General features: G+C 66.6%; 23 protein-coding genes. 15 read left to right on the top strand and 8 right to left on the bottom strand.

All coding sequences use genetic code 11. From position 1 onward, the window contains the following. The first annotated feature begins 47 nt into the window (after positions 1 to 47). The 10 genes from BARAN1_RS06245 to BARAN1_RS06200 are packed head-to-tail and all read left to right on the top strand — an operon-like array spanning position 48 to position 9,336. Positions 48 to 1,337, top strand: a complete 1,290-nt coding sequence (locus tag BARAN1_RS06245) for a metallophosphoesterase (protein WP_157959539.1) — start codon at positions 48 to 50, stop codon at positions 1,335 to 1,337. A 49-nt stretch (positions 1,338 to 1,386) separates the two neighbouring features. After that, a complete protein-coding gene (locus tag BARAN1_RS06240; RefSeq protein ID WP_122031685.1) occupies positions 1,387 to 1,968 on the top strand; it encodes a thymidine kinase in 582 nt (193 codons plus the stop codon). Positions 1,969 to 1,993: 25 nt separating this feature from the next. Next, the gene (locus tag BARAN1_RS06235) at positions 1,994 to 2,713 is read left to right on the top strand and encodes an ABC transporter ATP-binding protein (RefSeq protein WP_231944259.1); all 720 of its coding nucleotides are present in this window, start codon (positions 1,994 to 1,996) and stop codon (positions 2,711 to 2,713) included. 4 nt (positions 2,714 to 2,717) lie between these two features. Further along, positions 2,718 to 3,485, top strand: coding sequence for an ABC transporter permease (locus BARAN1_RS06230; RefSeq protein ID WP_122031683.1), 768 nt, complete (start codon positions 2,718 to 2,720; stop codon positions 3,483 to 3,485). Next, on the top strand, positions 3,482 to 4,414 hold the full coding sequence (locus tag BARAN1_RS06225; RefSeq protein WP_122031682.1) for an ABC transporter substrate-binding protein: 933 nt from the start codon (positions 3,482 to 3,484) through the stop codon (positions 4,412 to 4,414). The genes BARAN1_RS06230 and BARAN1_RS06225 overlap by 4 nt, the downstream gene beginning before the upstream one ends. A gap of 45 nt (positions 4,415 to 4,459) precedes the next feature. Then, positions 4,460 to 5,182, top strand: coding sequence for a Fe-S cluster assembly ATPase SufC (gene sufC, locus BARAN1_RS06220; RefSeq protein WP_122031681.1), 723 nt, complete (start codon positions 4,460 to 4,462; stop codon positions 5,180 to 5,182). Next, entirely contained in the window at positions 5,179 to 6,495 is a 1,317-nt protein-coding gene (gene sufB / locus BARAN1_RS06215) for a Fe-S cluster assembly protein SufB (RefSeq protein WP_122031680.1), read from the top strand. Before sufC ends, sufB begins: the two co-directional genes overlap by 4 nt. Then, positions 6,495 to 7,709 carry a cysteine desulfurase gene (locus BARAN1_RS06210; RefSeq protein WP_122031679.1) on the top strand — a complete coding sequence of 405 codons (1,215 nt, stop codon included), beginning with the start codon at positions 6,495 to 6,497 and terminating at the stop codon, positions 7,707 to 7,709. Before sufB ends, BARAN1_RS06210 begins: the two co-directional genes overlap by 1 nt. Then, positions 7,706 to 8,101: a Fe-S cluster assembly sulfur transfer protein SufU gene (gene sufU / locus BARAN1_RS06205; RefSeq protein WP_122031678.1), complete on the top strand. Its 396-nt coding sequence runs from the start codon at positions 7,706 to 7,708 to the stop codon at positions 8,099 to 8,101. The genes BARAN1_RS06210 and sufU overlap by 4 nt, the downstream gene beginning before the upstream one ends. A 23-nt stretch (positions 8,102 to 8,124) precedes the next feature. Then, entirely contained in the window at positions 8,125 to 9,336 is a 1,212-nt protein-coding gene (locus BARAN1_RS06200) for a DUF4384 domain-containing protein (RefSeq protein WP_122031677.1), read from the top strand. 37 nt (positions 9,337 to 9,373) lie between these two features. Here BARAN1_RS06200 and rlmN read toward each other — a convergent pair whose 3' ends face one another. Next, the gene (rlmN, locus tag BARAN1_RS06195) at positions 9,374 to 10,432 is read right to left on the bottom strand and encodes a dual-specificity RNA methyltransferase RlmN (RefSeq protein ID WP_122031676.1); all 1,059 of its coding nucleotides are present in this window, start codon (positions 10,430 to 10,432) and stop codon (positions 9,374 to 9,376) included. On the opposite strand from rlmN, the gene BARAN1_RS06190 reads away from it, so the two are divergent. Beyond that, entirely contained in the window at positions 10,425 to 11,810 is a 1,386-nt protein-coding gene (locus tag BARAN1_RS06190) for an amidohydrolase family protein (protein ID WP_157959538.1), read from the top strand. The genes rlmN and BARAN1_RS06190 overlap by 8 nt on opposite strands. 8 nt (positions 11,811 to 11,818) lie before the next feature. Here the strand turns inward: BARAN1_RS06190 and BARAN1_RS06185 are convergent, their stop codons facing one another. From BARAN1_RS06185 to BARAN1_RS06175, 3 genes are all read right to left on the bottom strand, one after another. After that, entirely contained in the window at positions 11,819 to 12,334 is a 516-nt protein-coding gene (locus BARAN1_RS06185; RefSeq protein WP_122031674.1) for a flavin reductase family protein, read from the bottom strand. Beyond that, positions 12,331 to 14,055 carry a nucleoside kinase gene (locus BARAN1_RS06180; protein WP_122031673.1) on the bottom strand — a complete coding sequence of 575 codons (1,725 nt, stop codon included), beginning with the start codon at positions 14,053 to 14,055 and terminating at the stop codon, positions 12,331 to 12,333. Before BARAN1_RS06180 ends, BARAN1_RS06185 begins: the two co-directional genes overlap by 4 nt. Positions 14,056 to 14,408: 353 nt before the next feature. Beyond that, positions 14,409 to 15,203: a metallopeptidase family protein gene (locus BARAN1_RS06175; protein WP_122031672.1), complete on the bottom strand. Its 795-nt coding sequence runs from the start codon at positions 15,201 to 15,203 to the stop codon at positions 14,409 to 14,411. A 260-nt stretch (positions 15,204 to 15,463) separates the two neighbouring features. Here BARAN1_RS06175 and BARAN1_RS06170 point away from each other — a divergent pair, with 260 nt between their 5' ends. The 4 genes from BARAN1_RS06170 to BARAN1_RS06155 all read left to right on the top strand — a co-directional run bounded on the left by BARAN1_RS06170 (position 15,464) and on the right by BARAN1_RS06155 (position 17,673). Beyond that, positions 15,464 to 15,910 carry a T9SS type B sorting domain-containing protein gene (locus BARAN1_RS06170; RefSeq protein WP_122031671.1) on the top strand — a complete coding sequence of 149 codons (447 nt, stop codon included), beginning with the start codon at positions 15,464 to 15,466 and terminating at the stop codon, positions 15,908 to 15,910. 134 nt (positions 15,911 to 16,044) lie between these two features. After that, positions 16,045 to 16,911, top strand: coding sequence for a VIT1/CCC1 transporter family protein (locus tag BARAN1_RS06165; RefSeq protein ID WP_122031670.1), 867 nt, complete (start codon positions 16,045 to 16,047; stop codon positions 16,909 to 16,911). Positions 16,912 to 17,058: 147 nt separating this feature from the next. Beyond that, on the top strand, positions 17,059 to 17,307 hold the full coding sequence (locus tag BARAN1_RS06160) for a hypothetical protein (protein WP_157959537.1): 249 nt from the start codon (positions 17,059 to 17,061) through the stop codon (positions 17,305 to 17,307). A gap of 12 nt (positions 17,308 to 17,319) precedes the next feature. Continuing rightward, a complete protein-coding gene (locus BARAN1_RS06155) occupies positions 17,320 to 17,673 on the top strand; it encodes a type II toxin-antitoxin system PemK/MazF family toxin (RefSeq protein WP_122031668.1) in 354 nt (117 codons plus the stop codon). 281 nt (positions 17,674 to 17,954) lie between these two features. On the opposite strand, the gene BARAN1_RS06150 is transcribed toward BARAN1_RS06155, so the two are convergent. From BARAN1_RS06150 to BARAN1_RS06135, 4 genes are all read right to left on the bottom strand, one after another. After that, complete coding sequence (locus tag BARAN1_RS06150) at positions 17,955 to 19,193, bottom strand: hypothetical protein (protein WP_157959536.1); 1,239 nt, start codon at positions 19,191 to 19,193, stop codon at positions 17,955 to 17,957. Continuing rightward, positions 19,142 to 20,170: a DDE-type integrase/transposase/recombinase gene (locus BARAN1_RS06145; protein WP_157959535.1), complete on the bottom strand. Its 1,029-nt coding sequence runs from the start codon at positions 20,168 to 20,170 to the stop codon at positions 19,142 to 19,144. The genes BARAN1_RS06150 and BARAN1_RS06145 overlap by 52 nt, the downstream gene beginning before the upstream one ends. A 2-nt stretch (positions 20,171 to 20,172) precedes the next feature. Next, positions 20,173 to 20,460, bottom strand: coding sequence for a transposase (locus tag BARAN1_RS06140; protein WP_122030501.1), 288 nt, complete (start codon positions 20,458 to 20,460; stop codon positions 20,173 to 20,175). Between the two features lie 167 nt (positions 20,461 to 20,627). Beyond that, on the bottom strand, positions 20,628 to 23,645 hold the full coding sequence (locus BARAN1_RS06135) for a type ISP restriction/modification enzyme (RefSeq protein WP_231944258.1): 3,018 nt from the start codon (positions 23,643 to 23,645) through the stop codon (positions 20,628 to 20,630). Between the last annotated feature and the right edge of the window lie 43 nt (positions 23,646 to 23,688).

The following is a 23,688-nucleotide window of genomic DNA, read 5'->3' as shown; positions in this document are numbered from 1 at the left end:
CCGTCGGCGCGGCAGAGGGTACCCTTCCCTCGGGCTGGAGGAAGCCGGTGAAGCTCTTTCTCGCTTTGGCGCTCGTCTCTCTCGCCCTATCCCCTGTTCTGGGGCTGGGCTCGGGGACGCCCCTCGCCCGCGGTCCGTACTCCGGTGCGCCGAGCGCGGAGTCGGTGGTGATCTCCTGGGTGGTCGTGCCGCCGCTCCCGGCGCAGCTTGAGGTTGCGCCGGTGGTTCCCCACGCCGCGCGCCCGGTTCCGGTGCGCACCATCGCTGTCCCCGCACCCCCGGAAGGCACGAACGGCCAGGTCGAGGTGGTGGTGGAGGGGCTCGACCCGGCGACGGAGTACGTGTACCGCGTGGTCATCGAGGACGGATCTGAGATCACGTCGAGCCCAATCGGTCACTTCAGGACGGCCCCGCTTCCGGGACAGCCGGTCACGTTCGCCGTCCTCGCCGATACGCAGTGGCAGTGGGAGGGGGGGGACCGGTTGGCCGTGATCGCGGGCGCCATCGCCTACGACGCCGCCCGCTCCGGGGGGTTCGACTTCGTCCTCCATGCCGGGGACATCGTCGAGACGCCGAACGCCTACTACTGGGAGCCGTGGTTCGATGCGTTTGCGCCGATGCTCCTCACTGCCCCGTTCATCCCCGTGCTCGGGAACCACGAGAAGAACAGCGTTTCCTACTACAAGGCGTTTGCCCACCCTCCCGGAGCTGGCCAGAACGGCGAGCGCTGGTGGACGCTGCGGTGGGGCGATCTCCTGGTGGTGGGCCTTGACACGAGCGTCACCCGCGCCGACCAGATCCTCGAGCAACAGGCCTATGCCCGGGCCGAGCTCGCGGGGCCCGAGCGGTGGAAGTTCGTCATCTTCCACCATCCGGTGTTCTCATCGGACGCCTACCATGGGAGCGGCTACGGGTACGACCTCATCTACCACCCGATCTTCGTCGAGGCGGGGGTGGATCTCGTGTTCAACGGACATGCCCACAACTACGAGCGGATCGAGAGGGACGGGGTCACGTACCTCGTCCTCGGCGGCGGCGGAGCCGTGCCGCGGGAGCTCGCCCCGGCCCGCGTCGAGGGTTCGGTAGCGGCGGTCGAGGGACGCAACTTCTACGCGCGCGTCGCGGTGACGCCGGCGCAGGTTGCGGTGGAGATCGTCTCCGTGGCCGAGGCCACGGAGGAGTCATTCCACCCCACGCCCGGCGAGCTGCTCGACTCGTTCACCCTGCGCGCCCCGCCCCGTCCGGGCTCCGGTGTTCCAAGCACGCCGGAGGCCGTGATCGCCGCCTTCTCCCTCTTCGTGGCCGTGGTCTGGGCGCTCCTCTGCCTCCGGCGCTAGGCTGCGGCTGCCCCTCGCCTCCGCCCCCCTCACCGACTACCATCCGCCCATGGCGGGACGATTGGAGGCCGTCACAGGGTGCATGTTCTCTGGGAAGACGGAGGAGCTCCTGCGGCGGGTGGAGCGGGCGCGGATCGCCAAGAAGGAGGTCCTCCTCTTCAAGCCCGAGCTCGATACCCGCTACGCGATGGAACACGTGGTCACCCACCACGGACGGGCGCTTCCCTGTTGCCGATTGCCCACGGACATCTCCTGGGATGGCTTCTCGGGCCTGATCGCGGATCATCCCGTCGCGAGCACGGACGTGTTCGCGTTCGACGAGGCGCACTTCTTTGGCCCCTCGTTCCCCGAGCTTGCCGAGCGGTTGGTCGGCCTCGGGAAGCGGGTCATCGTCGCTGGGCTCGATCTCAACTTCCGCGGAGAGCCGTTCGGGCCGATGCCGGAGCTCCTCGCCCTCGCCGACGAGGCGGTGAAGCTGGCAGCCGTATGCACGGTGTGCGGCCAGCCGGCGACCCGCTCCCAGCGCCTCGTGGCTGGGAAGCCGGCCACCGGGGGGCCGGAGGTCCTGATTGGGGGGCTGGAGAGCTACGAACCCCGCTGCCGGGAGCACTTCATCCCTCCCTCCCGCTAGGCCGATGGCGGGGGAGGGGGTTGCGGTGGAGTTCCGAGGGGTCTCGTTCTCCTACCCCAGTCGGAGGGGGTCTTTGCCCGTCCTCGACGAGGTGTCCCTCGCCGTCCCGCCGGGGAGGTGGGCGACCGTCATCGGTCCATCCGGGTGCGGGAAGACAACGCTCCTCAAAATCGGGGCGGGGCTCATCTCCCCCGACGCAGGCGCGGTCTCGATCGCGGGCGGGAGCCCTGCCTACATGCCGCAGGCGGACACCCTCCTCCCATGGCGGGATGCACTCGCCAACGCCCTCCTCCCCGCCGCGGTGGCGGGGCGACCCCTCGGGCCCGCGCGGGCGGAGGCGCGGGCCTTGTTCGACGAGTTCGGGCTGGCTGGGTTCGAGCGGGCCTACCCCCACGAGCTCTCCGGTGGCATGCGGCGGCGCCTCGCCCTCATGCGGACCCTCCTCTCCCACCGCGATGTCCTCCTCCTCGATGAGCCGTTCGGGGGCCTCGACGCCCTCACCCGGGCCTCCCTCCAGGAGTGGATCGCTACGGTGTGGATGTCCCACCGGAAGACGATCCTGTTCGTGACCCACGATGTGGAGGAGGCGGTCCTCCTCTCGGACCAGGTCCACGTCCTCAGTCCACGCCCCGCCCGCGTCGTCGCTACGTACCCCGTCGTCCTCCCCCGCCCCCGCCTCCGCACCGACCCGCGGATTGCGGGGGCGCGGGGCGAGGTGCTGGGCCACCTCTCCCTCCATGCCTAACCCGATGCGTCAGGGCCTGACGAGCGCCGGCCTTCTCCTCGCTGCCCTCGCCCTGTGGGAGGGGGGCGTTCGGCTGGCACACGTCCCGCCATACCTCCTTCCCCCTCCCAGCCACATCCTGGCGACGCTCGTCGCGGACCTCCCGCTCCTCCTTCACCATGCCGGGATCACGCTGAGCGAGGTCGGGCTGGGCTTGCTCCTTGGGGCAGCGGGCGGGATCGCGGTGGCCCTCGTCGGGTTCTACGTCCCGGCGATCGGCCGCGCCCTCCGTCCGTTCCTCCTCGCCTCCCAGGTCGTCCCCGTGTTCGCGATCGCCCCCCTCCTCGTCCTATGGTTCGGGTACGGGCGGGGGCCGAAGGTAATCGTGGTTGGCCTGATCTCCTTCTTCCCCATCGCGGTCAGCCTTGGGGAGGGGCTGGGCGCGGTCGGGGAGGACCTCGTGGACCTCCTCCGCACGCTGGGGGCCGGGGAGGGGAAGATCCTCCGCCTGGTGCGTCTTCCGGCCGCTACACCGTTCGCCTTGGCTGGACTCAAGGTCGGGGCCACGCTGGCCCTCGCCGGTGCGATCATCGGGGAGTGGATCGGGGGCACTGGAGGCCTGGGGTACATCATGATCCAGGCCAACGCCCTCCTTCGGGCGGACCGGCTGTTCGCCGCCCTCTTCGTCCTCACCCTCCTCGGGGTTGGACTGTTCGCCTCCCTCTCCCTCCTCGAACGGTACCTCCTCCGCTGGCGCCCCAACCCCTCCCCGAGCAGGATCGGGGTGCGATGAAGCGGTGGTGGCTTCTCCTCCTCCCGTTCGTCCTCGGCCACGGGGCGCCGCTGCGGGTGATGCTCGATTTTTACCCGAACCCGAACCATGTCCCCCTCTACGTGGCGCAGGGGTTGGGGCTATTCGCCTCCGCCGGGATCGAGGTCGAGCTCAGCGCGCCCGCGGATCCCAGCGATCCCGCCAAGCTCGCTGCGGCGCGGGCGGTGGACCTCGCCCTCACCCCCCAGATGAACTACCTCATCGCCCGCGGGGCGGGCCTCCCCCTCGTTGCGGTGGGGGCGCTCATCGAGGGTTCCCTCGGCGGGCTCCTCGCCCTCGCCGGATCCGGCATCGTGGGACTGGATGAGTTGCGGGGGAAGCGGATCGGGTACGCCCTGGAGCCCCTGGAGCCGGTTCTATGGCAAACGATGCTTCGGACCGCCGGGTTGGCACCGAACGAGTACGAGCTCGTCTACGTGGGGATGAACACCCTGTTCGCCCTCCTTGCGCGGCGGGTGGATGCGATCGGGGCGTTCCGGAACTACGAGGCCCTCGCGGTGGAGGATTTCGGCTACCGGCCTGTGTTCTTCCCCCAAGAGGAGTACGGGATCCCGGCGACCTATGAGCTGGTTGTGGTCGCCCATCCCGCGCTCCTCCGGGAACGGCCGGAGGAGGTGCGCGGGTTCCTCCATGCGCTCGCGAGGGCGATTGAGTTCACCCGCGACCGTCCCGACGCGGCGCTCGCCCTGTTCGAGGCCGCGGTCCCCGAGCTCGCTGGGGAGGACCTCACCCGCCGCTCGTTTGAGGCCACGCTCCCGTTCTACGCCGCCGGGGCCCGGCACGACGACGCCACGCGCTGGGAGGCGATGCAGGCGTTCCTCGTCGCCCATGGCCTCATGCCGCGCGCGTACCCGAGCGAGGAGCTCTTCACCACCGACCTTCTCCCTTGAGCCAGGTTGCGGCCCTTCCGCACGGGGGGTAGCCTCATGTTTCGTATGCCCGTTCTGGTTGTAGACGATCTTCACGTATCGGTGGAGGGGAAGCCGATCCTGCAGGGGGTGGACCTCGCCCTCGAGCCGGGCCGGGTCCACGCCCTGATGGGCCCCAACGGTTCAGGGAAGTCCACCCTCGCCCTCAGCCTGGCGGGGGGGCCGGGGTACGAGGTGACGGGCGGTCGGGCCCGGCTTGAGGGGGAGGACCTCCTCTCCCTGCCCCCGTTCGAGCGCGCCCGGCGGGGGTTGTTCCTCGCGTTCCAGTACCCGCCGGAGATCGAAGGGGTGTCGCTGCGGGAGTTCCTGCGTCTGGCGTGCGCCGAGCGGGGGCAGGGGTTCTGTGAATTCCAGCGCAACTACCCTCAGGCGATCGCCCGCCTGAGGATGGAGGCGTTCGATGGTCGCGAGCTGAACGTCGGGTTCTCCGGGGGGGAGAAGAAGAGGGCGGAGCTCCTCCAGCTGTACCTCCTCAAGCCGAAGGTCGCCCTCCTCGACGAGCCGGACTCGGGGGTGGATGTGGATGCATTGCGCCTCATCGCGGGCGCGATCCGCGACCTGGCTGACGGCGGGGCAGCGGTTCTCATCATCACCCACTACCCGCGGATCCTCGACCACGTCCCGCCCGCGGAGGTATTCATCCTCGACGGGGGCCGGATCGTGGAGCGAGGGGGGCCCGAGCTGGCGCGGAGGATCGGGGAGGAGGGGTTCGAGGTGGTGCGCGGATGAACGCCCTGACCCGGGAATTCGTGGACGGGCTGTCGGCGGAGAAGAACGAGCCCGCCTGGATGAGGGCCCACCGCGCGCGCTGCCTAGAGGTGTTCGGGAGAGCGCCTCTGCCCCGATTCGGTCCCGATCTTTCCGAGCTCGACTTCTCTGACCTCGCCTACTACGCCCGCCCGGTGGACCCCGTCAAACGCTGGGAGGATCTTCCCGACGAGATCCGCCGCACGTTCGCCGCCCTGCGCCTTCCCGAGGCGGAGCAGAAGGCTCTCGCCGGGCTGGGGGCCCAGGTCGACTCCGAGGTCGTGTACCGGTCCCTCCTCGACACGGTCCGCGCCCAAGGGGTCATCTTCACGAGCATGGACACCGCGGTCCGCGAGTACCCGTGGGTCGAGGGGTACTTCATGAAGGTTATCCCCCCCGAGGACAACAAGTTCGCCGCCCTCCACGGCGCGGTGTGGAGCGGGGGCACGTTCATCTGGATCCCGCCGGGGGTGGAGGTGGCCGTCCCGCTGCAAGCCTACTACCGGATGCAGACCGAGGCCGTCGGCCAGTTCGAGCACACCCTCATCGTCGCCGAGCCCGGGTCGTCGGTCCACTACATCGAGGGCTGTTCCGCTCCCCGGTACGCGCGGTCCGCGCTCCACTCGGGGATGGTGGAGATCTTCGCCAAGGAGGGGGCGAAGGTTCGGTTCACGACCATCCAGAACTGGTCGAAGAACGTGTACAACCTGAACAACAAGCGGGCGCTGGCCCATGCCGGGGCGGCGGTGGACTGGGTATCGGCGTCGCTCGGGAGCAAGGTGACGATGCTCTACCCAACGACGGTCCTCCTCGGCCCCGGGGCGCGCACGGAGAACCTCGCGTTCACGTTCTCCCAGGACGGGATGTGGCTCGATAGCGGTGCCCGGGCCCTTCACCGCGCGCCGGACACAACGTCGCGGCTCATCTCGCGGTCCGTCGTTCAGGGGAATGGGAAGTCCGTGTTCCGGGGCACGGTCCACGTCTCCCCCCTCGCCCGGGGGGCGAAGGCCCACGTCGAGTGCTCGACGCTCCTGCTCACCCCGGACGCGCGGACGGAGACGATCCCCACCCTCAACGCGGAGACGGACGATGTGGAGCTGGGGCACGAGGCCACGGTGGGCCGGGTATCCCAGGATCAGCTCTTCTACCTGATGAGCCGCGGGCTGTCCGAGGCCCAGGCGATGAGCCTCATCGTGAATGGGTTTGTGTCCCCGATCTTGAAGGAGATCCCCTTGGAATACTCGGTCGAGCTGAAGGGACTCCTCGAGATGAGCTTCGAGAGGGCGATCGGGTGATGGACGAGCGCATCCGGGACGACTTCCCGATCCTCCGCCGCCACGAGCATGGGAAGCCCCTCGTGTACCTCGATTCCGCCGCCACGAGCATGAAGCCGGGCGCGGTGATCGAGGCCGAGGCCGACTTCTACCGGAAGTCCTACGCCAACGTGCGGCGCGGCGTGTACGAGCTCGCCGCCGAGGCGACCGATCTTTACGAGGGGGCGCGGGCCAAGGTTGCGTCGTTCATCGGGGCGAGGCCGGACGAGGTCGTGTTCACCCGCGGGACGACGGAGGCCCTCAACCTCGCGGCGTGGGGGCTCGGCGAGACGTACGTTGATCCGGGGGACGAGGTCCTGGTGACGGAGATGGAGCACCACGCGAACCTCCTCCCGTGGCAGGAGATGGCCCGCCGGCAGGGAGCGCACCTCCGCGCGGCTGCCGTGACCCAGGACGGGGAGCTGGACCGGGACGACCTGCGGAGGAAGCTCTCCCCGCGGACGAAGGTCCTCGCCCTTGCGCACGTGTCGAATGTCCTGGGGACGGTGAACCCGGTGGCGGAGGTCGCGGCGGAGGCTCATCGGGCGGGGACAAGGGTGGTCGTGGACGCTGCCCAGTCCGTGCCCCACCTGCCGGTGGACGTCCGCGAACTGGGGGCCGATCTCGTCGCGTTCTCCGGGCACAAGATGCTCGGCCCGACCGGGATCGGCATCCTGTGGGGGCGGAATGACCTCCTTTCCGAGCTCCCTCCCCTCCTCACCGGGGGGGAGATGGTGCGCGAGGTGTGGCTCAACTGGGCGACGTGGGATAGTCCGCCGGCCCGGTTCGAGGGGGGGACCCCCCCCATCGCCCAGGCGATCGGGCTCGGCGCGGCGGCGGACTACCTGCGGGCGATCGGGATGGACGAGGTCCGCCGCCACGGGGAGGAGCTGACCGCGCTCGCCCTGGACGGGCTCCTCGGCCGGCCCTATGTGACCGTGTACGGGCCCCGCGATCCGGCACTGCGGGGGTCGCTTGTCTCGTTCTCCGTCGCCGGGATCCACCCCCACGACGTGGCGACCCTCCTCGATCAGGAGGGGATCGCGATCCGTGCCGGGCATCACTGCGCCCAGCCGCTCCACCGCCGGTTCGGGATCCCCGCCTCGTGCCGGGCGTCGTTCTATGTGTACACCACGCCTGACGAAGTGGAGCGGTTCCTCGCCGCCCTCGATCGGGTTTGGGAGGCGCTGCGATGACCGGGTACGAGGAGGTCATCCTCGACCACTGGCGCCACCCCCGCCACAAGGGGCGCCTCCCCGACGCCACCGGTTCCGCGATCGAGGCGAATCCCCTGTGCGGGGACGTCGTGCGGCTGGAGATCCGGGTGGAGGGGGGGACGATCGCCGATGCCCGATTCAGCGGCGAGGGGTGCGCGATCTCTCAGGCCGCGGCGTCCCTCCTCACCGAGCTCATCGTGGGGAAGCCCGTGGCCGAGGTGGAGAGGATGCAGGATGAGGACCTCCTCTCCGCCCTTGGGGGCGTCGTCAGGACGCGCCTCTCCTGCGCCCTTCTGCCGCTGCGCGCCCTGCGGAAGGCCCTCGCCGCGGGAGGCCAAGGCCAGCGAACCGGTCCCCCGGACGAGGTGTAGATCCGGTCGGAGGTGATGCCCCGATGAAGGCGAAGCTCCTCGCGGCGTGGGTGGCCCTGCTCGCGTTCGGGCTCCTTGCGTTCGGGGAAGCGCCCGTCCTTCCGCAGGGGATCATCCCCGTCCCCGACGAGCCCCCGATCGTCGTCTCCGTGAAGACCGACAAGGCGACCTACGCCCCTGGCGATCCTCTCCGGCTCACGTTCACCCTCAACCACGACGCCTACGTCTACCTCTACAACCTGACCGCGGACGGGAAGGTGAAACTCCTCGTCCCGAACCGCTTTCTCCAGGACCCGCTGTTTCCAGCGGGGACCCATACCCTCCCCACGCAGGGGTGGGTCCTCCGGGTCACCGCGCCCGAAGGGATCGAGTACCTCCAGCTCGTGGCGAGCGCTTCCCCCCTTTCGTTCTACGAGGCGAAGGCGTTCGAGGCGGACGCATTCCTCGTGTACACGAACCCAGCTGCGTTCGCGTCCCAGATCACCGCGCTCCTGCCTGGGACGTGGGGCACGGCGTGGGCCTCCTACCGCGTACATCGGCCCCAGGCCACCCTCTCCGTGGCGACGAGCCCGAGCGGGGCCGCGGTGTGGGTGGGCGGGACCTACGTCGGTACGTCGCCCCTGTCCACCAGCGTTGCCCCGGGGCGGATCCGCGTTCAGGTCGAGAAGGATGGCTACGAAGCGAAGTCCGTGGACCTCGTGGTAGGGGATGGGGAAGAGGTCTCCCTCGTCGTGAGTCTCTCCCCTGCCCGGCCTTCCCTGTGGCCCCCCGTCTCCCCTCCCTCGTGGACGGTGGACGCGGAGCTATCGGCGGTCGGGTTCGGCCTCGCCGTGGGCCTGACCACCCGCTCCATCTCGACAGACCTCTGGCTCGAGGGGTTCGGGTTCGGCATCTCGTTCCAGCTGGCGCCGCCCCTCCCCGACCTGAGTGAGCCGGGGCCCGGGGGGTGGTTCGCGGGGGGGCCGGAGGTTGAGGGGTACATCGCTGGCTGGCTGCCGGTTGGTCGCGCTGGATTTGTCGTCCTGGTCGGGGTTTCCCTCCAGGAGATGGCATGGGTGCCGCCGTGGTCGCCCTCCGCGGCCCTCGCTCCGCTGGTGGACATCGAACCCGAGACGAGGGCCGACGTTCACCTCACGGGGGGCGCGGGGTTCGGCGTAGAGGGCTCCGGCTGGAGGCTGTACCTCTCCCTCCACAGTCGGCGCGGGTTCGTGGTCGGCCTCACGATTCTGCCCTAGCTGCTCTCCTGAAGGACCTCCAAGGAAGGGGGGCATTCTAGCTGGGTTGTTCGAGTGCCCCATCAGCACGTTGGCCGCGGAGTTGGCCGCAGCCGGCTTCGATCGCGACCCCACGGGAGCGGCGCACGGTCGCGTCCACGCTGTGGAGGACGAGTTCCCGGCGGAACGCGTCCACCGCGTCCGGATCGGGCGGCTGGTACGGGAGGCCTGGAGCTGGGTTGAACGGAATGAGGTTCACATGGGCGAGCCTCCCCCGGAGGAGGCGCGCCAGACCGCGCGCGTGGTCAAGCCGGTCGTTGACGCCGCGGAGGAGGACGTATTCGTAGGAAACCCGCCGCCCGGTGGCGGAGGCGTAGCGGTCAGCGGCGGCGAGGACGTCCGCGAGCGGCCACCGCTCCGCGAGCGGAACGAGCTCGCGGCGCAGTGCGTCGGTGGGGGCGTGAAGGGAGACGGCGAGGTTTACCTGCAGCCCCTCCCCCGCGAGGCGGACGATCCCCGGCACGACCCCGACGGTGGAGACCGTGACCCTCCGCGCCCCGAGGGCGAACCCGCGCGGGTCGTTCAGGTTGCGGAGCGCCTGGAGGGTGGCGTCGTAGTTGAGCAGGGGCTCGCCCATCCCCATCACCACGACATGGGTCACCCGCTCCCCCGCGCCGCGGAGTTCGCGGGCGAAGTGGAGGACCTGGGACGCGATCTCCCCCGCGGTGAGGTCCCGCACGTAGCCCATCCTCCCCGTGGCGCAAAACGGGCACCCCACCGGGCACCCGACCTGGGTGGAGATGCACACCGTGCGCCGGCCATCCTCCCGGATGAGCACCGCCTCGATCGCCTGTCCATCGCGGAGGGAGAGGAGGACCTTCTCTGTCCCCTCCCCGTCGCCCTGGCGGGCGATCGGAACCGGGCCGGCCAGGGTGAATGCCTCGCCGAGCCGCGCGCGCAGATCCCGAGGGAGGTTCGTCATCGCCCCGAAGTCCGTGGCGAGCTCCCCCCAGGCCCAGCCCCACACCTGGTCCGCCCGGTACGCAGGCTCGCCCCACGCTGCAAGCTCGGCGGCGAGGTCGGGGTAGGCGAGGTCGAGGAGGTTGGGCTTGGCCATCGCGCTGATTGTAGCCCCCGTTGCCGCCCGCCCCCCGGCGGGCTATCGTGCCCCCGTGGACGGCTTCGCGGTCGTCGGCGGGAAGGTCGTCACGCCCCGGGGCGTGCGGGAGGCCGCTGTCCTCGTTCGGGGGGGCCGGATCGCGGGGGTGGGGAGAGTCCCTGCCCGTTGTGAGACGGTCTCGGCGCAGGGCCTCCTCGTCCTCCCCGGGGCGATCGATGCCCATGTCCACCTCTCCCTTCCCGTAGCGGGCACCCGCTCCGCCGACGACTTCGCGTCGGGGACCCGCGCCGCCGCGGCCGGGGGGGTGACGACCGTGCTCGATTTCACGGTCGGCGAACCTGGGGTACCCCTTCCTGACCAGATCGAGCGGCGGCTCGCTCAGGCCCGGGAGGCGGTGGTGGACTTCGCCCTCCGGGCGGAGATGGTGGGGTGGACCCCAGACCGCGGGGACGAACTTGCCGCGGCGGCGGAGCTCGGGGTCCGGTCGTTCAAGTTCTTCCTCGCCTACGCGGCGAGCGGCCGGCGGACCCCGCTTGGGATCCTACGCGACGCGATGGTGGCGATTCGAAAGCTTGGGGGCGTGGCGATGGTCCACGCCGAGGCCGAGGAGCTCGTGGATCCCCACGGCGGCCCATTCCCCCGAGCGCGGCCACCGCTCGCGGAGGAGGTGGCGATCGCCGAGGTGGGGATCCTCGCTCGGGATACGGGCTGCCCGACCTACATCGCCCACGTCTCCACGGCCCAGGGCCTTGTCGCCCTGCAGGCGGCCCGGTGGGCGGGAGCCCCGCTCGTGGGCGAGACCTGCCCCCACTACCTCCTCCTCGACGAGGCCGTCTACGCGCGGCCGGATGGCCACCGGTTCTCCGTGACTCCTCCGCTCCGCACCGCAGCGGACCGGGACGCCCTGTGGCGGGCCGTTGCCCGCCGCGGGTTGCAGGCGGTGTCCACCGACCACTGCCCGTTCACGAACGCGCAGAAGGACGCGTGGCGGGACGAGCCGACCCAGCTTCCGTCCGGCCTCCCTGGGGTGGAGACCCTCCTTCCCCTCCTCTACTCGGAGGGCGTGGCGCAAGGCCGGATCACCCTCCGCGACGTCGCCTGGTACCTCGGCGAGGGGCCGGCACGGGCGTTCGGGCTCTGGCCGCGGAAGGGGGGGATCCGGGTCGGTGCGGATGCTGACCTTGTCCTTGTGGATCCCCACGGCTCCTCGACGATCGAGGCGGGGAAGCTCCACATGGCCACGGACTTCTCGCCCTACCAAGGGTTCCCGGTGCGGGGCCGGATCGTGGGCGTCCTCTCGCGGGGAGAGTGGCTCGTGCGGGACGGGGAGCTCCTCGCCCAGCTGGGATGGGGGGAGTTCATCCCCTGGCGATGACGAGGCCGTCAGGGAGCGATCTCCCACGCGGCGGCGATCTCCCCGAAGAACAGGGTGTGGAAGTCGCCCCGGGGGTAGTACTTGGCGCGGATCCCCGCGTCGCGGATCCCCTCCGGGAGGAGCTTTGCCTGGGCTACGACCCGGCACTCGTACGCCACGGCGCATCCCGCGAGAACGGGCAAGGGGACCTTCTTCCCGGGTATGGTCCGTAGTCCGAGCTCGGCGAACTTGTCGGTGTCCCGTCCGGAGCGGCCCCCGCAGAACGCGAGTTCTTTTGCCATCGTCCCCAAGGGCACGTTCACCGTGAACGCCCCGCTGTGTTCGATACAGCCGTGGGTGTAACGCGACGGCCGGACGAGGACGAGGCAGACCGGCCGTCCCCACACCGTCCCGAGCTGGAGCCACCCGATCGTCATCGCGTTCGGGCGACCGTCCCTGTCCATCGCGACCAGGAACGCCCCGTCGCCGTGCAAGACCTGCTCCTGAACCTCGTCGAATCGCTTCCAGGGGGCGATCTCCGTCATGGTCCTCTCCTCCAGCTGGCCCGCTCGAACGGGCTCGGGTAGTACGCGGCGAGGATCCCTCCCCCGATGAACTCGCGGAGGATGGACGTCGCCGGGACCTCGTCCCCCGGGTAGGGGGCGTACCAGCGCAGTTCCTCCAGGAGCCGCTCCGCCCTCAGCCGCAACCGGGGGTGCCGCACCTGGAGGAGGAGCGGCTCCGCGCGGGGCCGGAGGACGTTCCACTCGTAGACGAGGGCGGAGTTGAACATGACATCGGCCCGCCCCTGGTGGGGGAACACGAACCGCTTCTCGCCCCGCCGCACGTTGTCCCACATCCGCAGCGTGTTCTCGGCGGTGTAGCCGCGGTAGGCGGCGTCCCGCACCACGCGCCGCAGGAGGCGGTTGTCGGTGGTGGACATCCGCACGTGGTCGTCGAGGTTGAGCTGGGTGAGGGCGGAGGCGTAGATGCGGAACGACTGTTCCTCCAGCCCCGAGGGGAGGAGTCCAGGGTTCAGGCAGTGCAGCCCCTCTACGAGGAGGATCCCATCCTCCTCCAGCTTGAGCTCGCTCCCCGTCTCGCGTCGCCCCGTGGCGAACTCGAACCGTGGCAGCCGCACCGCCTTCCCCGCCAACAGGTCCTCCATCTGGCGCTGGAAGAGGGGCACCTCGACCGCCGAGATGTCGTCGAAATCGGTGAGGCCGCGGCGGGCCATCTCGTCGCGGGACAGGAAGTAGTCGTCCATGGACACCGGGTACGGTCGGAGGCCGAGGGCGAGAAGCTGGACCGCCAGCCGCTTGGTGAACGTCGTCTTGCCCGACGAAGTCGGGCCGGCGATGAGGATCAGCCGCGGGGCGGAGGGGTGGCGGGCGATCGTGGCAGCGATCTGCGCGATCCGCTGATCGTGAAAGGCCTCCGAGACGAGGATCACCTCCGTCATGCGGCCGGTGCGAACCGCCTCGTTGACCGTGTACGCGTCGTACACACCAAGAAGCTCGAGCCAATGTCCGTACTCCTCGAACACCTGGAGGAGCGCGGAGTAATCCTCGGCCGGGGCGAGCTCGTTCGGCCTCTCCCGGCGGGGGAAGCGGAGGACGAACCCGCGCGGATAGGGGGTGAGGGCGAACTGGGAAAGGAGGCCGGTGGAAGGGACCATCGGCCCGAACAGGTAGTCCTCGAATTGGCCGAGCCGATAGAGGGGGATCGTCTCCCCGCTTGCCCCCTGGGCGAGGAGGTCGGCCTTGTTGGAGAGGCCCCGCGCCCGGAGCCGGGCCTGGGCCTCCGCGAGGGGGACCTCCTCCCGGACGATGGGGACGTTCGCCCGGACGAGGGCGCGCATGTGCGCTTCGATCCGCTCCAGTTCATCCGCGGTGAAGAGCGGGCGCTGGACCACCCGGCAGTAGTACCCCCCGAACGGTGCGGAGTGGTCGATGATCAGGCGCGCCTCCGGGAACAGGGTGTGGACCGCGCCCGCGAGGAGGAAGCTCAACGAGCGGGTGTAGATGCGGATTCCCTCCGAGTCGGTGAGGAACACCGGCTGGACTGAGGCGTCCTCGCGAAGCGGGAACGATAACTCACGAAGCTCGCCGCCGACGATCGCGGCCATCGCCGGGACCCGGGGATCGGGGTATGCCGCCTGGACGAAATCGGCGAGTGCGGTTCCCGCTGGTCCCTCGAACGCCCGCTCATCAGGGAAGATCGCCTGGACTGTCTCGCGACGCTTGGTCGGACGAACCGCGGCCATAGGCCAGGATTGTACCCCCATCCTCTCCTTTCTCCCCTTGCCAGCGGGCGGCGCGGAGTGGTGTGAGGATCGCGCTCACCGATCCTAGCAGGATAGGGAGCTGCTCTCCCCTCAGCCTCCCCCTCACCCGCAATCCCTCTTCCCCTCTGGGGGAGAGGATGGGTGAGGGGGCGTTTTGCCATGTATCTCGCGCGTCGCTCACCGCGAACTCGGCGCACTACGAGGAGCCCGGGCCTCGTATTCCCGCACATCCTGCGAGGGGAGCTATGGAAGTGGCGACGTTCAGCCCGAGGCCCCATGGGATCGAGCCTCGTCGGGGGATCCCTCCCAGCGGAGGGGGGCGAGCCGCTCGTTCATCCTCCCCCCCGCGCGTGGCGGGCCGCCGCGAGAAGCTCTCGCGCATAGGCCACCGCATCGTGCGCGGTCCGCGGTCGGACCCGTTCCGCCGGGGGTGGGGCGCCGGCGTCGCCCATGTCGAGCGCGATCCCATCTAAGCGGAGGAGGGGCCGAAGCGAGCGCAGCTCGGGGACGTGGCGGACAGCGCGGGCGAGGAGGTCGGGGATCCCATCGTGGGCGATCGCCTCCGGGTCCTCTCCGCGAGAGAGGAGGAGGGCCCGCAGGCTGCGGTCGGCGGCGACGAGGGCGGCATCGAGCGCCCAGTCGAGGCTCCCCGCCGCGAGCAGTGCTTCGGCTGCCCCCAGGTCGTGCTCCGCCTGACGAAGGTGGCGCTCGGCCTCCGCCTGGCGTGCACCCTCCGACCAGGGTGTGCCCGCCCCACCGCGGAGCTCGTCGAGCATCCCCTCGTCGGAGAACCCAAATCGGTGCCCGAGCTCGTGGTACACCGTCCGTCGCACCTGATCGCGGAGTTCGGCCACGTTGTGGCACCACGTCTCGAGCGGGCGCTGGTAGAGGACGATCGTCCCCGGGAAGTCGCGCGGCGTGTCCACGTCAGGGAGCGATGGCCCCTCGTACATCCCAAACGGGTAGTCGGGGGGGACGAGGCCCCACTCCGCCATCAGCTCGTCGTCCGGGTAGTCCTCGACCCGCACCTCGAGGCCATTCAGGTACCGCTGGAACTCCGGGGGGAGCTCGGCCAGGGCGTCCTGCACCAGCCGCTCGAACCTGTCCCGACTCATCTCCACGGCCATGGCCCCAATCCTACCGGAGGAGTGGCTGGCAGCCTATCCGCGCGGTCCGGTGGGCGAGGGTCAGGCGGCGACACCGCGCCGCTGTACAATGCCGCGGAGGTGGTCCTATGAAGCGGGTGGCGGTCATGATTGCGGCGGTCCTGGTGCTGGGGGCCGGGCTGGCGTGGGGGCAGTCCTGTTGTCCTCCGCCTTCGTGTTGCCCTCCGCCCCCATGTTGCCCTTCTCCTTCCCCTGAGCCCTCCTGTTACGAGGGGTTCTGGTTGGGGGAGGCGATTCTCATCGAGGTGATCGTCCCGCAAGGCCGGCTCTGCTCCTGTTGCTGTCCGATCACAACCCAGATCAGCGGGTGGAGGGTGGAAGCGTTTCTGGGGGGCGTGGTGTACGAGCACACCTATCCCAACCCGGTGAGCGTGGATACGAAGATCGTGTGGGACCAGAAGACCTCCGCGGGGAGCCAAGCGGCGGCGGGGTTCTACCGGATCGTGGTGAGCACCACCGATCAAGGTGACGTGCAGACCTACATTAAGCTTGTGGACAGGGCGGATTGCCGCTCTCTTCTCTGCACGCGGCCGTCCAAACCCTGTGGAGTCCCCATTTGCAATATCCACCTGAAGCTCTCTCCGATTCCGACCTGTGGGCCGTGTTGCGATCCGTGCTGTGACCCGTGCTGTCTCTACCCGTTCTACATGACGGGCACGGGGAGGTGAACGGCGCGACCGCCTGATCGCGAAGCGGTGAACGACCCCTGGACGGCGGGCTCCTGCGGTCGGGGGTCGTCTTCTTTGCCCACGTCACGCGGTGGGACTTCACCCTCTGCCTGCCGTGCTTTAGAATCCGTCCCATGCTCGACCCATCGCTAGTTGAGAAGCTGGTGGTCTTCCAGCGGAACGAAATCACCGAGCACCACGTGTACCGGGGGCTCGCCCGGCTGGCCGAGGGGCAGAATGCCGCGGTCCTGGAGCGGCTGGCCGAGGAGGAGCTGGGGCACTACCGGTCCCTGGCCAGCTACACCCACCGGGAGGTGAAGCCCCGCCGGTGGCGCATCTTCCTGTACCGCCTTGCCGCCCGGGTATTCGGCCTCACGTTCGCCATCAAGCTCATGGAGGCAGGGGAGCGGGGGGCCGAGGGTGCCTATGCCGAGGTGGCCGGGAAGATCCCGGAACTGGAGAGGATCATGGCCGACGAGACCGGACACGAGGCGAGCCTGGTTGAGCTGATCGACGAGGAACGGCTGGGCTACCTGAGCTCCATGGTGTTGGGGGTCAACGATGCCTTGGTGGAGCTGACCGGGGCCCTGGCCGGGTTCACCTTCGCCCTGCAGAGCTCGCGCCTGGTGGGGCTGTCCGGGCTGATTACCGGGGTGGCGGCATCGCTCTCCATGGCGGCCTCGGAGTACCTGTCCGCCAAGTCCGAACGGGGACCGAAAGCGCCCCTGCGGGCGGCCCTCTACACCGGGGTCGCCTATGTGTTCACCGTGATCCTGTTGGTGTTCCCGTTCTTCCTGTTCTCAAGCCCCTACGCCGCCCTGGGGTTGGCCCTGGCCGACGCGCTGGTGGTGATCGCCGCCTTCACCTTCTTCATGGCGGTGGTGCGGGACCTTGGGTACCGGAGGACCCTGGTGGAGATGGTGGCCATCAGCATGGGAGTGGCGCTTTTGTCGTTCCTGATTGGCTGGCTCCTGCGGGTCGCCCTCGGGATCGAGGCGTGAGGCGGCCCAGTCGGAAGGTTCACCAAACCCTTGATGTCATGCTGCGACCATCCGCACCGCCTCACTCCCATGCTCGAAGACTAACTGTTTGGCTTGACAATACGCCCCATGGGCGTATAAATTATGCCTCCATAAGGAGGTATGAAAATGGCCAAGCGCAAGGTGAACCTGACCTTGCCTGAGGAGTTGTGGGCCAAGCTACGGGCCCGCGTCCCGGAGCGCAAGCTCAGCCAGTATGTTGCCGAGGCGGCCGCGGCCCGCCTGGCCGAGGAGGAGCGGGCACAGCTCCGAGAGCGCCTCAAGGAGCAGTATCTGGCCCGTGCGGCCCAAGATCGTGAGCTGGCAGAAGTGTTCTTCGCTGCCGAGCAAGAAGTCTCGGACCAGATTGAACCCTGAGAGGAGAATGGCTTGCCCAAATATAGGCGCGGCGACATCTGGCTCACCAATCTAGACCCTGTCGTCGGCTCGGAGCAGGGTAAGACACGGCCCGTCGTGATCATCCAGAACGATGTGGCCAATGAGTATAGCCCAGTGGTGATCGTAGCCGCCATCACTACGGCCGGCGGGCCCAAGGAATACCCAACCGAGGTGCGCGTGCAAGCTCAAGAGGGTGGGCTGAAGCGGGATTCGGTCATCCTGCTCAACCAGATCCGCACGATCGATAAGCGGAGGCTGATTGAGCACTGGGGTGAACTCACCTCACAGACGATGGAGAAGGTGGATGAAGCCCTCAAGATCAGCCTAGGCCTAGTGCCCATCTAGGCCGAGTCGGGGGGTCAGACCTTTACTTTTAGGATCTTGAGATCAACTGATTCGGGAGCCTAGCTGATGTCGTCAGGCGACAGGGCTCCCCCGGTCTCGCGTAGGGCTAGATGACTTCTCCCTATCGTCTCCCAGCTAAGCACCAGCCTGAAAATGAAGGTCTGACCCCGCGCTTCCAGCCCGTGTACTTGTTACAGTATCACAGTGATCAATCGAAGCCTCCAATGTGTCGTGGTATAGGTTGCAATTCCGCGATTGGTAGACCTGTTGGCGGTTTCATCTCAGGCTCGGGCCTGCTGAATATCAGCGCTCAGTAATTCGTACCCACATGTGGCCCATTTCACGCAGTCTTCACGACCTAAGGACGGAAGGCCTCTGAAGAATTCCTTGTCACCGTAGATCCAGCGCCGTCTTTGGACGCCAAGCCATCGGAAGACGTTTGGCACCATCTTCAGAAGGGTTATCCCGGTATTGTCATCCTGCTTATAATGCCAGGCCCGCCCATCTACGGGGAACAGCTTGTCAAACGCCTTCAAGCCCACGTGTACCTGCTCGGGTTTGAGCCCTGCCTCGAGGCCAATGTACTCGTACTCCTCTTCCGCTCTGGCTGTGACAATAAAGCCACCCCAACCGAGAATGTATGCTTGCCAGAGCTGCGGAAGCCTCTCCGGATCGGGAATTCTAGCAACCTGTGCTGCAAACGACGTGAAGGAAGGCGGAACAAGCTTATCCATAAGGGTGAAGCCCGTTGTTGGCACTCTCGCAATCATGGCCATGTCCACTGCGGCCTTCAACAGGAGACAACGAGCCCTATGCTCCAAGTACATGCAAGCCTGAACTTCCGGAACCCTGCCATCATACACGCACGCTTTGAAGGCTTCCTCGGCCGATAGCCTCCTGAGTTCATCTCCAGGAGCCATTTTCCGTCGCTCCTCGATCATCTGTACCGTCAACTTAGGGTGTTTAGAGTAGAAGTCATATAAATGTCGGGCTTGATCCCGGCAATCGAAAAGGAAAAAGCACTCATTGAGCCTCTCAAGCAACTTCCGAGCAGTGAGCAAGTTTGACACACGGTCACCAAGGGACTTAGCCTCACGGGTAAGATGATGCAACAAGGCCCGCTCCGTCCAGAATGCATATCGCCAAGTTTGCAGGCTGTGAATCATATTCATGCGCTCAGAGACGGTTCTATTGTCGACTTCGCAAAGCTTGGCGATCAGTTGGGGACTGGAAATATCGTCGACGCTACAAGATTTCACCGCATGGCCTCGTTTCTCGAAACGAGCCAGCAACAGGTCTTTCTCTTCCGGGTTTTCCTGGGTTGAGTGAAGTAGAACAGCAAGACCTGCGTCTAGATACACCTTCCTCCCAAGTAGGGCGAACAAGTCGCGCGTCCCCCCTCCTCCAGACTTAGCCTCGACTAGCACACGGTAGAGACGTCCTTCTTTCCATGCAGTGCCGAACGCGTCTATTTCATGTACTTCCCGGTTGGCTGCTTTCTCGGTGATGTTCTTCTCCACAAATAGACCACCAGCAGCGAGGACAGCAGCACCGAGGGGACCTGCGCCCCTAAAACGGAACCACTTCGAGGGCCGATTTCGACTAAGACCTTTGGGTGGATCCCCTCGTCTTCCAGGTACGCCATCGGCGCTCGGTAGCCAAGTCCCGAGTGCCGCCGTTCCTGGTTGTAGTACAGCATCTGCCGGTCAATGACCCACTCCAGCTCCTCCAGGGTCGCCGCCTCGGAGAGGAGTGAACCGTTCTCCACCTTGAAGTGGCCCCACAACGACTCGATCCACGGGTTGTCCCGCGCACCCCGCTCAGCGTAGGACACCCGCGCTCGGTCCCGGATGAGGAGCGTCTGCAACCAGTCGTAGCTTGTGTACACCGCGTCGTGGTCGTGGTGCACGATCACCCCCTCCGTTCCCCGGCCGACGTGAGCCAACGCTTCCTTCACCGTTTCCCAGCAGCGCAGGGCCAGGCTGCGGTCTGCCGAGGACCCCACCGCCCACCCCGGCACCCACGCACTCCCCACATCCACCATCGCCATCAGGTGCGCCTTCTTCGTTCCCCCAGCGTACCGGATCTCCGTGAAGTCCGTCGACAGTGCCTCCAGCGGCTCCATCTCCCTTCCCTGTACCAGATCGAGCTTCCCTCGGCCCGTCCTGAGGATCTGCCGCACCCCGCTCGGCCAGGGGCGGGCCACCTTCCGAGGCAGAGCCAGATCCCAGGTGCCAAGCAGCCTCCGCAGCCGCTTGTGGTTCACCCGCTCCCCGGTCCGCTCCCGCAGCTCGACCTGGATCCTCCGGTACCCGTACGCCGGATGCTCCCGCACCACGGATAGCACCTCCGCTTTCAGCTTCTCGTCCGCTGCGGGCACTGCCGGACGGCACTGGTGGCGATGCCAGGTCCCCTTCGATACCCCCAGGGCACGCAGGCATCGGTTGAGCCCGTGCTTCCCACGGTGCACCTCCACCAGCTCGATCTTCTTGTCCACCGTCAGCGCCCCTTCAAGAAATTTGTGAGAAGCGCAATCTCCACTTCCTTCTGGCCGACTACCCGCTCCAGATCCGCAATCCTCTTCTCGTACCCCTTGACCTCCTCTGTGCCCCCGAACACCTCCGGTCCACGCTGGAGGAACTGCCTCTTCCAGTTGGACAGCGTCACTGGGTGGATCCCGTACGCCCGGGCCACCTGAGCCTCCCCGCCTTTTCCTTCAGCCTTCAGGGATTCCAACACCACCTGGAACTTGAACGCCGAACTGTACCTGCCGTTCTGCGTGCTCACCTCACCCCTCCTCTCTTCCCAGGGGAGAATACACCCGAAGGTCGGTCGTCGGTCGTTAGTCGTCCTGGTGGTCCCGCTTCAGGGGCGCACCCCGAGGTGCTCAACCTGATCGGCGCTGAGTTCTTCCGGGAGCGAGAGCACTTTGCCAACGCTGTCTTGTTTAGCCATCAGACATCTCCCCCATTCATTTTGTTCCTACTGCCAAGCAACGGGCTTCTCTCAACTGTTTGGTACAGCCCGTCTATCTCAATTTGGGTCTCGATGGTTTTGGAAAGGGCGGTGGTGAGGCGGCAGTAGGTGCGGATGTCGTCGAGGGAAAGTTGGCGATCGGCTCGGTCGTTGAGCCATTTTTGGCACACCTGGTACCCGCCGATCTGATATTCCCACACCGCGGGCGGTACACCCTCGAAGTACTGGCCTTCGTTGATGTAAACGCGCTCCCGCTCGGCATCGTAGCGGAGGCCCTTCTTGCCAGTTTGAACTTTGCCGTCACCCTCGCCCTGGAACCGGGCGATGGGCGGATCAAGCTCCGGCGACTGAAGAAGGTGAAGTTCCACAAGGCGCTTTCCCAGCTCGGCCATTTGCTTGAAAAGCTCGTAGTCGGATGTGAACGGGATCCGGGGAAAGTCCAGCCGCAAAAACTCAGCGTACTTTTCGCGGTAGGTTGGGGCATAGAGCACCGCGTAGACGTAGTAGAAGATTTCTTCGGACGATGGCTCTTGGCCGTACGCGGCTGCCAGAGCGGCCACCACATCGGGATTTAAGTTGGGCTGCCGCTCCGTGGGCTCATGTGTTGAGAGTAGGTCACGCCGGTCGGGGTAGAGGTAGAGGGGAAAATGGAGAGTTATTCCCCTCGCGCTGACAAAAGTTCTGTTGTCCACGATCATGTTCGTTGCGAGCATATGAGTATAAGGCTCATCAAGTGAAACTTGCCTCATTAGAACGAGCGCTAGATTTTCCCCGGCCAGCATGTGGCGCATGACCTCCTCACGGCTTCGGTCAAGGGCATGAGGATGGTAAAAGAGCCAACGGATGTCGAAGGGTCGATATAGACAAGGAACTATTTTCTTCTCCCACTCCCCATCCTGTTGGAGGAGCTTACGCTTGGTGGCCATCGTCCAAGTATGGGTGTCCTTGAGGCCGAACGTCTCCCGCACCAGCTCATCGGGAAGGTTGGGATCGAGAAAGGTGCGGATGCGGCGCTTGAGCGCCTCGCGGTCGGAGTCAAATACGAAGTGGTCGCGATGGGTCTTTATGCCCGTGCTATTTACCGGAAAGATGTCGGTGAGCTTAGCGAACTTGCTGTAGTGTTCGAACTCCGCCTCATCACGGGGGACGAATGGGTGGAACTCCGGACGGGGATGGACCTCTTGCCAGTCAGTGTTCTGCCAATCGTGTTCGGAGAGCCAGGCGTATTTCTTGTCCCGCAAGCCCCAAAGATCGGCACGGAACGTGCGGGCCGAATGGGTCGGGGCACGGCATGCCGTGCCCCTGCAGATGAAAAGGGCGATCGCTACCCCTTGGCGGATATCGAACACGTTTTCATCTGGAGAGCCGTCGGGGCAGCGCTCCTTCTTGAGAGAGTTTCCGTGCAGATCAAGCACGTAGATCTCGTCGAACGTCTGCATCAAGTGCCAACGCATACCCCGGAACGTTGGGCTATCAAGGTAGGAATGGTTGGTGATCATGCCCACTACGCCTTGGCCGGCTTGGGCGATCTTCCACTCGGCAAACCGGATGAACTTCACATAGTCATCAGAGAGAGGCATGAGGTTTCGCTCATCGCGTACAGTCTCTTTGTAAGCTTCCATCTCTCGTTCGATGAACTCGGACTTGTTGGCCGAACTGACGGAATACGGGGGATTCCCGAGGATCACCAGGATGGGCACTTCGCGCTTGACCGCGCCGGCCTGGTGGGATTCCTGGGCCAAGGAGGAAAAACCCGGGAGTTGGCTTTCGGCGAGCTCCTCCATTTCTAGCGAATTGGTGAGATAGAGCTTGAACCGCTCGTCCTCGGAGAGTTGGTAGCCAAGCTCCTCTAGGGAAAATCCCATTTTGAGGTGCCCGACGGCGTAGGGGGCCATCATGAGCTCAAACGCGTAGAAGTTTTCCAGGATGTGGTCGCGGATGAAATCTTTCCGGCCGGCTTCACCGTATTTGCCCACGAACTCCTCTACGGCAAGCTTCGCCGCCTGAGCGACGAAGGTCATGGTGCCGGCGGCTGGGTCAAGAAGGGTCACCCCCGACGAGGCGAGTCCATCGGCTTTCCCGAATTTTCCTTGCAGGATCTGGTGAAGGGAGCGGACGATGTACGAGACTACCGGCTCGGGGGTGTAGTAGACGCCGCGGCGCTCCCGCTCTTCCGGATCGTATTTAGTCAAAAAAGTCTCGTAGAAGTGGACGATGGGATCAGCGCCCTTGCCCTCATGGAAGAACTGGTGGAGGATACCGCGCACGTCAGCCATAGAGAGCACTTCGGCGATGCCATCTACGCTGCACTCCAACTGGCGAGGAAGCTCCCCCAGGGAGATAAACCGGAAGAGATCACGGAGGACGCCGATGGTGTGGGGGATGGCGTCGAACGCGGCCCGGCGGTTGAACTCCTCGCCGGCCCGGACCCGGGCGGCAAAAAGACCATAAGTGATGGTTTGAGCGTAGAGGTCAGCGAAGCTTTCCAATGTGAGGCCGGCGATGAGGAAATCGTTGAACGCCTCGTAGAAGCCCAAAAGAGGGCCAGCGCCGCTGGCTTGTTCCTGGGCGAGTTCTTCGGCCACTACTTGGTCTCGCAAGAACCGTGTCCTCCAGGCCAGTTCCACTGCGAGTGACTCCGCAGAGTAAACCCTGGGAAGGGAAAAGGCGAAGAACTGTTCGAGGAGTGCCACGAGTTCGTCCACCTGTTCCAGGGGAGGCCGCTCGCCCAACTTAGTGGCTATGAACGGCCGCGCCAACCGGGCCTTGGCCACGAGTTCCCCGTTTCGATAAAGCCGGAACTCGAAGAAGTTGGTCAGGATCAGGTTGGGGAACTTGCGGTAGCGCCGGAGCTGCTCTGTTTCGGCCACTGGTTCAAGGTTTTCCACGGTAGGCGGCTTGGCTTCGATGTAGCCGACGATATGCTGGCGGCCGTCCCACACGCGGAAGTCGGGGTTCCCGGCCTCGGTGGGTTTCGGCTGGGCGGTGGTGCGCACTTGGGCGAGGCCCGCCTCGCGGGCGTAGGCGTCGAAGAAGGCA

Origin of the sequence: Candidatus Bipolaricaulis anaerobius, from assembly GCF_900465355.1 — a bacterium.
GTDB lineage: Bacteria > Bipolaricaulota > Bipolaricaulia > Bipolaricaulales > Bipolaricaulaceae > Bipolaricaulis > Bipolaricaulis anaerobius.
The sequence above is the reverse complement of the archived record's forward strand: the minus strand, read 5'-3'. Positions and strand labels throughout refer to the sequence as shown.